This window comes from Streptomyces sp. URMC 126 (assembly GCF_051386555.1).
Classification (GTDB): domain Bacteria; phylum Actinomycetota; class Actinomycetes; order Streptomycetales; family Streptomycetaceae; genus Streptomyces.
Genome location: NZ_JBPQTX010000322.1, coordinates 1 through 7,806, shown reverse-complemented (window position 1 = coordinate 7,806; position 7,806 = coordinate 1). Strand labels below are relative to the sequence as shown.

At 71.7% G+C, this 7,806-nt stretch carries 10 protein-coding genes, 1 tRNA gene and 1 pseudogene; 7 read left to right on the top strand and 5 right to left on the bottom strand.

Features of this window, described 5'->3' with window-relative positions; all coding sequences use genetic code 11:
* Positions 1–144 precede the first annotated feature (144 nt).
* A tRNA-Val gene (locus tag ACSNOK_RS27875) sits at positions 145–219 on the top strand.
* Positions 220–274: 55 nt separating this feature from the next.
* On the opposite strand, the gene ACSNOK_RS27870 is transcribed toward ACSNOK_RS27875, so the two are convergent.
* Together ACSNOK_RS27870 and ACSNOK_RS27865 are read right to left on the bottom strand one after the other, a co-directional pair.
* The gene (locus tag ACSNOK_RS27870) at positions 275–418 is read right to left on the bottom strand and encodes a hypothetical protein (protein ID WP_436783553.1); all 144 of its coding nucleotides are present in this window, start codon (positions 416–418) and stop codon (positions 275–277) included.
* Between the two features lie 842 nt (positions 419–1,260).
* Positions 1,261–2,217, bottom strand: coding sequence for a trypsin-like serine protease (locus tag ACSNOK_RS27865; protein WP_436783552.1), 957 nt, complete (start codon positions 2,215–2,217; stop codon positions 1,261–1,263).
* A 329-nt stretch (positions 2,218–2,546) separates the two neighbouring features.
* Here ACSNOK_RS27865 and ACSNOK_RS27860 point away from each other — a divergent pair, with 329 nt between their 5' ends.
* From ACSNOK_RS27860 to ACSNOK_RS27850, 3 genes are all read left to right on the top strand, one after another.
* Positions 2,547–2,948 carry a PPOX class F420-dependent oxidoreductase gene (locus ACSNOK_RS27860; RefSeq protein ID WP_436783551.1) on the top strand — a complete coding sequence of 134 codons (402 nt, stop codon included), beginning with the start codon at positions 2,547–2,549 and terminating at the stop codon, positions 2,946–2,948.
* A 256-nt stretch (positions 2,949–3,204) separates the two neighbouring features.
* Positions 3,205–3,387 (top strand): hypothetical protein, encoded by a 183-nt coding sequence (locus ACSNOK_RS27855; RefSeq protein WP_436783550.1) that lies wholly within the window; start codon positions 3,205–3,207, stop codon positions 3,385–3,387.
* Positions 3,388–3,623: 236 nt separating this feature from the next.
* Positions 3,624–3,800 carry a hypothetical protein gene (locus tag ACSNOK_RS27850; RefSeq protein ID WP_436783549.1) on the top strand — a complete coding sequence of 59 codons (177 nt, stop codon included), beginning with the start codon at positions 3,624–3,626 and terminating at the stop codon, positions 3,798–3,800.
* Positions 3,801–3,862: 62 nt separating this feature from the next.
* On the opposite strand, the gene ACSNOK_RS27845 is transcribed toward ACSNOK_RS27850, so the two are convergent.
* The gene (locus ACSNOK_RS27845; protein WP_436783548.1) at positions 3,863–3,994 is read right to left on the bottom strand and encodes a hypothetical protein; all 132 of its coding nucleotides are present in this window, start codon (positions 3,992–3,994) and stop codon (positions 3,863–3,865) included.
* 69 nt (positions 3,995–4,063) lie between these two features.
* On the opposite strand from ACSNOK_RS27845, the gene ACSNOK_RS27840 reads away from it, so the two are divergent.
* On the top strand, positions 4,064–4,438 hold the full coding sequence (locus ACSNOK_RS27840; RefSeq protein WP_436783547.1) for a hypothetical protein: 375 nt from the start codon (positions 4,064–4,066) through the stop codon (positions 4,436–4,438).
* Positions 4,439–4,486: 48 nt separating this feature from the next.
* Here ACSNOK_RS27840 and ACSNOK_RS27835 read toward each other — a convergent pair whose 3' ends face one another.
* Positions 4,487–4,888, bottom strand: a complete 402-nt coding sequence (locus ACSNOK_RS27835) for a gamma-glutamylcyclotransferase family protein (protein ID WP_436783546.1) — start codon at positions 4,886–4,888, stop codon at positions 4,487–4,489.
* Between the two features lie 24 nt (positions 4,889–4,912).
* On the opposite strand from ACSNOK_RS27835, the pseudogene ACSNOK_RS27830 reads away from it, so the two are divergent.
* Positions 4,913–5,599, top strand: a pseudogene (locus ACSNOK_RS27830) (histidine phosphatase family protein); the annotation flags it as partial.
* Positions 5,600–5,635: 36 nt separating this feature from the next.
* Here ACSNOK_RS27830 and ACSNOK_RS27825 read toward each other — a convergent pair.
* Complete coding sequence (locus tag ACSNOK_RS27825) at positions 5,636–6,961, bottom strand: serine hydrolase domain-containing protein (protein WP_436783545.1); 1,326 nt, start codon at positions 6,959–6,961, stop codon at positions 5,636–5,638.
* A gap of 445 nt (positions 6,962–7,406) precedes the next feature.
* On the opposite strand from ACSNOK_RS27825, the gene ACSNOK_RS27820 reads away from it, so the two are divergent.
* Complete coding sequence (locus tag ACSNOK_RS27820; RefSeq protein WP_436783544.1) at positions 7,407–7,793, top strand: hypothetical protein; 387 nt, start codon at positions 7,407–7,409, stop codon at positions 7,791–7,793.
* Positions 7,794–7,806: the final 13 nt, after the last annotated feature.

Here is a 7,806-nt window from a genome sequence, read left to right as displayed (position 1 = left end):
GGGCCCGGGTGGACGGGCGCCGGGCGGACGGGTGCCCGGAGGTGGGCGGGTCCCGAGGCGGGGCGCAGCCCGAGGCGGGTCAGGGCCGGACCCTACGGGTTTGCCGGGAGCCCGTCGGGGACATGTAGGCTGTCGTCTCGTTGCGGGCGCATAGCTCAGCGGTAGAGCGCCGCTCTTACAAAGCGGATGTCGGCGGTTCAAATCCGTCTGTGCCCACCAGCGCAAAGGCCTCGGAGTGATCAAACTCCGGGGCCTTTGGCATCCGGCCCTGACATCAACGGGCGCGGTGCGAGCGGTCGGGCCGCTTCCTGAGCGGCCGGTCCATGTGGCTCCTCGCTTCGTGCTGCGTGCTCTGGAAGACGCGCGCGTACACGTCCATGGTGATGTTGATCGGGCCGTGCCCGAGGATCTCCATCACGACGCGCGGAGCCACCCCGGCCGCCGGTGAGGACGCCGCTGCGGGGATGCTCTCCTGCCGGCACCGTCCTCGCCGCCTTGGCCGCTGCGTGGGTGTATGCGAGGGGCAGTGTTCTCGTAGGGCTCCGGTTTCGTCTCCAGCTGCCGTCAGGCGTCAGGCAGTTGAATCACGGCGGCGTCAAGCGGGCGGAGGAACGGCGACCCTGGCACGTTCGACGCTCCGTCCACCGGGAGCGGGCGGAGCGGCTCGACGCTCCAGGCGGCATTCATGGCCGCCTGGTTGGCCATTGCGCGGTTCCGGATCCGCCGCACTGAGGACGAAGACGCTCTCGATGAGGCTCTGGAACCACACGACAGCGGGCTTGGTCACGAAGGGCCTTCCCCGCTCTCAGCGGACCGGCTGTCCGGTCCTCCGCACGCGTAGGGGATGCAGCCCGCCCTTGTGGTGGTTGCGCCGCGCACAGTTCGGTATCGACGTGGGGCTTGCCGTCTTCCAGGGCGCTGGAGAAGAGAGTAAGCGTGCGTCCCGCTCCAAACGTCACTGGCCGTTCTTCCGCGGGGATCGGCGGGGTGATGAAAAGTGTCGCGTCAGGGTCGGAAAGCTGGAACATGTGGCGCTCGACAAAGACAGGCGCGCTAGTGGTGGCCCGCAGAACGGCGGCGGAACCCGCGCCGGTGCGATTGCGGTCATCCATATACATGTGTCCTTTCGTGAGGCGAGGTGCCGGAAGGCTCCGACCCTCGCCTCACGTGTGATGTGCCGATCCGGGCGTCACGTAAAGGGCGTCGTGCTGTAGGTCACTACCCACGGCTCCTTCGCGAGTCGCTGCCGTCGGGTACTCGTCACCGTCCGTATTGCGGGGCTTTTCGGGACGTACCTGTTGCAGGCTCGCTTGGCCGCACCTCCGCGCTTGCCGGACCCGGCCGACTGGCGATGCGGGCGTTCGTGGCGGTGCCGGGGGAGTTCGCGGTCGCGGGCGGCGGGGCGCTGCCGGTTTTCATGGTCTTGGCGATCCAGCCCGCGTAGGCGGGTGCGCTGGTGTAGAGGCCCGGACCTTGCGAGCACGGCACGTTCGGGGCGCCGGGGCCGGAAGTGACTCCGATCAGCTCCCAGCGGCCGGCGCGGCCCCTCCGGATCTGCGGTCCGCCGGAGTCACCGTGGCACGCCATGGCCTTGGGCACGGTGCTGATCGTGCACAGCCGGGTCCGGTCCGCGTAGCCGGGCGCGCATTCGGACACGGCGCCCCTGCGGGTGTTCAGCTCCCGCAGCCGGTCCGGGAACGCGAACTCGCCCTCAACGGTGGTGCCGAAACCCAGCAGCCGGGTCGGCGTGCCGGGTGGCCCCGCCTGCTCGGCGATCCGGATGGGCTGCCGGCTGACGGGGCGGTCCAGGCGTATCAGCGCGATGTCGTTCCGATTGGCGGTCTTGTCGTCGCCGTTCACGTAACCGGGGTGGACGAAGGTTCGCTCGATCTTCCGGACCGTTCCGCCGGACGTGCGGTGGTCGCTGCCGATCCGCACGGTGCCGTCCAGCTTGAGGCCCTCGCCCTGTACGCAGTGGGCCGCTGTCAGCACCCACTGGCGGTCGATCAGCGACGCCCCGCACACCCCGTCGGCCAGGCCGTAGTCCGGGGCCGACATCGGAATGGTCGCCATGAACGGGTAATTCGCGCTGGCCTCCGTCCCGTTGACGATGGCACCGGCGCTACCCGTCATGACGGTGGCGCAGGCCGCGGCCACGAGAGCGCCGACCGTGGCGGTTCTGGCGCTACGGCGGTGCGGCCGTTTGAAGCTGAACACAGAGGCTTTCCTTTTTGCTCGATGGATCCGTGATGTGCCCGGTGAATCCGTGGTGATCCGTACGCATTCAGACTCGTTGTCCGAGATTCGCCGGACCATGGGGGCGGCGGGCCGGTCGATGGTGAGGCCAACCCCCCTCTGCGCCGGGGGGCGATCTGACGGAGTCTCAGGGGAAGGTAAGGGTGGGCGGGGATGTCTGGCTGCCCTGAGCCGGTGCTGCGGGCTGTGGTGGCGACGTCCGTCCCGAGGAGCGCTGGGGGAACTCGGGGAGGCGGGGATGGTGAAGAAGGCGGGGAAGAAAAGGTGTCAGTGCTCGGTTGCTACGCGGCATGACACGATTCGACGGGTTCGATGCCGCCACTGCCGCCCTCCTCGACGGCAAGAACTTCGCCACTCTCGCCACGATCAACCCCGATGGCGGTCCGCAGTCTTCGGTGGTCTGGTTCGAGCGCGAGGGCGACACGGTGCTCGTCTCCGTGACCGCCGGCCGCAAGAAGACCCGGAACATCGAGCGCGACCCACGCGTCAGCCTCGCGGTCTTCGATCTGAACAACCCCTACCGGTCCGCCGAGATCCGGGGCACCGCAGAGCTGCTGCCCGACCCCGACAAGGAGCTGCCGAAGCGGCTCTCGCAGCGCTACCTGGGCGAGGACCCGCCGAACGAGAAGGCGACGGAGATCCGGCTGATCGTCCGGATCACCCCGGAGCGGGTGAACGGCTTCGCCGTGTAGGTTCCCGGGGCGGTTGCGCAGGGCCCGGAGCCTGAGGCCGTCCCCTAAGGCCGTCCCCTGAGGCCGGGGCCCGTAAGGCCGACCCTTGACGCCGGGGCCGGGCCCCGGCTGTGACGCGCACGACCGCTCAGTCCGGCTGCCGCGCTCTCGCCCCGGCCCGGTACTCCTGCGGCACGACCGGCCGTTCGCCTCGGGGAAGTGGCGGGTGAGGCGTTATTCGGGTGCGGTGGTTCACGAGGCTTCGTACGCTGGGCGCATGTTCCAGACCCGGACCGTAGGTCCCGCATGCCCTGAGGAGATCAACCACGCCATCCGCAGCTTCCTCGCCGCGCGCAGCAGCCGCGCGCTGACCGGGGACGAACGGCGGGAGTACGCTCGCCTGCGCACCGAGTGGCTCGCGGCCACGCGCGGCCGGGGACGGTACTGCACGGCGGCGTGAGCGTTTGCGGGGCCGGGGCAGGGCTGGAGAGGCGAGCCGGGGGCGTCCCTACGGGATGGTCCGGGCCGGTCGGGGCCGACGGGTCACCGGGCGGACCCCGTACGGGACGGTGCCACGACAGGCGTACGGACGCTGTGCCGGTCGTCGTGCCCCGCTTGATGAGGATTTGATGAGCTTCTCCTGAACTCTTCCCGGATCAGGGGTCGTTTGTCAGTGGCTCCCCTTAGCCTGTCGGCATGTCCCTGGTCCCCATCCGTCAGCAGCTACGCGCCGAAGAGATCAACCGTGCCATCCGCGCCTTCCTGACCGAGCGCCGGGGGCGCGCGCTCACCACCACCGAACGGCGGGAATACGAGCGGATGCGCGCGGCGTGGCTGGCCGCCGGTCCGCTGCGGTGGCGGAAGGGGCGCTGAGCTCGTCTTTCGCGCGTCGGTTCATGCGGACGATGACGCCGCTCGCGCGGACGGGGGGGGGATCACTGGGTGATGTGGTCGGTGTGACAGCCGTCGCTGTGGAGGTAATCCCCAAAGCCGGTGCCCTGGGTCGGCGGTGTCGGCAGGCGACCGTGCTCCCGCGCCTCGCGCGGCGGGGCCGCACGGGTGGCCACAGCGGTGAATGTCGTGTCCACGGCCACGGCCACGTCCGTGTCCACTTCCGGCCGGGCAGTGTCACCGGCGTGGCACCGGACGGGAAGGGTACGGCGTACGTCGGCACCCTCGCCGGCAATCTGCGCGCGGTCGGCCTGGCCGACGGCAAGCTCCACGCCGTGAGCGGCTTGCCCGGCACCACTGCCCTGCGTGTGGAAACCCGGCGCGGCGCCGGCAAGGCGTACGCCGTCGGCCCTCAGCAGGGCGGTCGCCTCTACGCGATCACGCTCACCGACGGAGCGGGGTCCGTGGCGGCCACCGGGCTCGGGACCTGTGAGGGCCTCGCTTCGGACATCGGCGGCGGCCGGCAAGGTCTTCCCGCCGCCGCCTGCGATGTGAGAGGAGCGCGCGGACGGGCGGGGACGCGAGCTTGCGGGTGCGGCCGGGTGGGGATGGGAGCCTGACGCGCGCCGACGCGGTCCGCGGCCCGCGCGGCGTGGTGGACGGTGCCGTCACACGGTGGTCCGCGCGTCCGACGGCGCCCCGGTGGCTGCCTCCGGTCCGGTGCCCGCCGGTGCGTACACCCACGCCTCGGCGCCGGAGGCGAGCGGCACCAGAGTGCGCTCGTAGTCGTCCACCTCGTAGTCGTCGGCCGCGGCCAGTTCCGTCTCCGTGATCAGAAGCGCGGTGCCCTCGACCGTGTCGGCGGGGTCGCCCGTCGGCTGGAGGATCGGGTGGTGGGCGGACCCGCTGAGCGCGATGACGTGCGGGTCCGTGATCTCCACGGTGGCCAGCCGGTAGCCGGGCAGGGCGTCGGGCGTGCCGGTGAGCTCGCGGCCGAAGAGGGAGCGCTGGACCTCGGCCTGGCGCAGGGTGCCGTAGGAGAAGAGGCGGACGGTGGGCTGTTCGATCATGATCACAGCATCGGGGGCGGCGCGGTGCCGGTGCCACGTGAGGTGTGCCTCGGGCGGGGTAGGAGTGATGACCAGGGACGACGCCTCCCTCCGGCCCGTCCGATCGTCCGGTCGCCCCTCCCCAGGAGCCCGCCCGTGGCAGAACCCGCCTTCCCCAGCGAGCTGATCGCCGTCCGGCACGGCCAGAGCACGGCCAACGTGCTCTTCGACCGGGCCCGTGCCACCGGCGTGCCCGCCGTGCTGCCCGCCGGAACCGACCCCCTCGTACCGCTGACCCCGCTCGGCCGGGAGCAGGCCGCCGGGCTCGGCCGGTGGCTGGCCGGGGCGGTCCCGGACGCCGTCGTCGTCTCCCCGTACCTCCGGGCCCGGCAGACGTGGGAGGTGATGGCGGCCGAGGCCGAACGGCTCGGCTGCCGGACGCCCCTGCCCTCGCCGGTCCCGGACGAGCGGCTGCGCGACCGGGAGATGGGCGTCTTCGAGGGGCACGACGCCAACGCGATCCGTGACCGCGACCCGGGGGAGGCGCTGCGTCGCGAACGGGACGGCGAGTGGACGTACCGGCCGCCCGGCGGCGAATCGCTGCCCGACGTCGCCGCCCGCGTCCGCGCGCTGCTGCACGACCCCGGCACCGTTCCGCCCGGGCGGCGGGTGCTGCTCGTGGCGCACGACGCGGTCGTCGTGGCGCTGCGGCACGTGCTCGGCACGGGGCTTGGTGCTTGGCTCCGGGATTGTTCGGTGCTCGGCTGTTCAGCGTCGGGCCGTGCGCTCGGCGTACCCGCACAGCGCGTCGTCGGCGAGCTTGCGCGTGGCCTTGTTGAGGCGGACGAGGTCGGGGCCGTCCCCGTCGCTCGTGACGGTCACCGCGATGGTGCGGTGGCCGTCCGGGGTGACACCGGTCCGGGTGTACGAACCGAAGCCGTCGCCTTCGTGGTGCCAGTAACCGCCGCCACAGGTGAGCGGGGTCCAGCGCAGACCGAGCCCGTACCCGCCCTCCGGCCATTCGGCGAGGTCGTCCTTGTCGGCGGTCCTGGCCACCGTCCGCTGCATCTCGCGCAGTTGGGCGGGCGGCAGCAGCTTTCCGCCGGCCAGGGCGCGGAAGAAGGTGCGGAGGTCGGCGGTGGTGGTGACCAGCGCGGAGTCGGCGGTGTGCTGGAGGCTGTGGTCGGTGACGTCCGTCCGCTTGCCGTCGGGGGTGCGGAGGACGATGCGGGCGTGCGGGGCGGGAAGGTAGGGGTTGGCGCCGGGCACGGAGGTACCGCGCAGGCCCAGCGGGGCGATGATCCGGTGCTCGACCTGCTCACGCCAGCCGAGACCGCCCGCCTTCTCGGCGATCATGCCGGCGAGCAGGTAGTTGGTGTTGGAGTACGCCCAGCGCGGGGGGCCGCCTCGGTGCCCGCCGGGGGCCGCGCGGTCCGGGGTGAACAGCGGGCGGTGGCGCATGGCGACGGCCACCCACTCCGCGGCGGGAGTCGTGTCGTAGCGGTGCTTCTCGAAATCCTCGGCCAGCGCCCGGCCCAGCGCCGGGTCGTCGACGTAGTCGAACAGGCCGCTGGTCTGCTGGAGGAGGTCCCGTACGGTGATCCGCGAACCGTCGTTGCCGTGTCCCCGGACGACTCCGGGGAGCCACCGTTCGACGGTGTCGTCGAGCGACAGCCGTCCCTCCGCGGCGAGTTGGAGGACGACGACGGATGTGAACGTCTTGGTGGTGCTCGCCGCGCGGAAGTGCGCGCTCCAGGGCGTCGGAGCCGAGCCGCCGCCCGCTCGCGCCCGGAGGACACCGTGGCCCGTATCCGTCTCGGCGAGCACTCGGACGGCCCCGCCGGCTGCCCGGACGGCTTGGACGTTCTTGTCGAGCGTTGCTTGTGCGGTGGAGGTAGGGGAGGTAGGGGAGGTAGCGGGGGTGGTGGCAGAGGAGGCGGAGGAGGCGGAGGAGGTTGGGGTGGCCGTGGCTTTCGGTGGCGCGGCCGGGGTGAACCCTGTCAGCAGCGCCGTCACCACGGCGACCGCACCGCCGGCCGCGACGGCTCTTCTCGTCCTACGGCCCGGTCGTCGTCGGCCTCCGCCCACCTGCATGTTTCGGTCTCCTCGTACTCGTTGGCGGGGGCGGACGCGTCGCTGCCGACGCTCCGTCCCTCGTGTTGCTCTGATGCCGTTTTCGGCGTCGTTCTCCGCGCCGCTCTTCGCGGCCATGCTTTTCCCTGTTGTTCCGCGAGGTGTTCCTGCGCTGTGGGGCATGCCGCTTCTTTGGCGCACACCGATCTCATCACCGGTCCGCCGGGCGGGCCATGGGCCTGCGCCCCCGCGCGGGGTGTACCTGACGCCACCCTCCGGTCGGACGGGCGCGCCCCCTCCACCTCGCGGGGCACAGTCGTCGCGGACGCACAGGTGACCTCGGCCGTACCCGTGACCCCTTGCATTCCAAGGCTGTTGGTTGCACGAGGGAAGGCCGGCGGGGGCACCGGCGGAAGGGGAGAGGGCGGGTATGGCCAGGCGCATCGACGGATCGGACCGTGTGATCATGGCGCGTTTCACGGCCCAGTGGCCGGACGGCCGGTGCGTGCTGGCGTACGCCAGACACGAGACGATGGCGGTGGTGGCCTCCGTGCCCGTGCCGGGCATGTCCCCGGTCGCGTCCTCGCTCTGGGAACTGGCGGCCCGCCACTTGCCGTCCAACCCCGCCAACGAGACTGATGCCTACGGGACGTGGGTGCTCGGTGCGGGCTGGAGCATGAGCGTGATGCCGCCGGCCGCCGGCATCGTCGTGCACGGCGAGGCCTGGACGCTGGACGTCTTACGGAGCGCCGTCCTCAAGGAACCGGCGTACGGCTCGGACGGGGTGCACGTGGGACGGCTGACGTTCGCGAGCCCGCAGGTGATGGAGCGGGCAGCGGCGTTGCTGGGGTGAAGGGGGGGGAGGG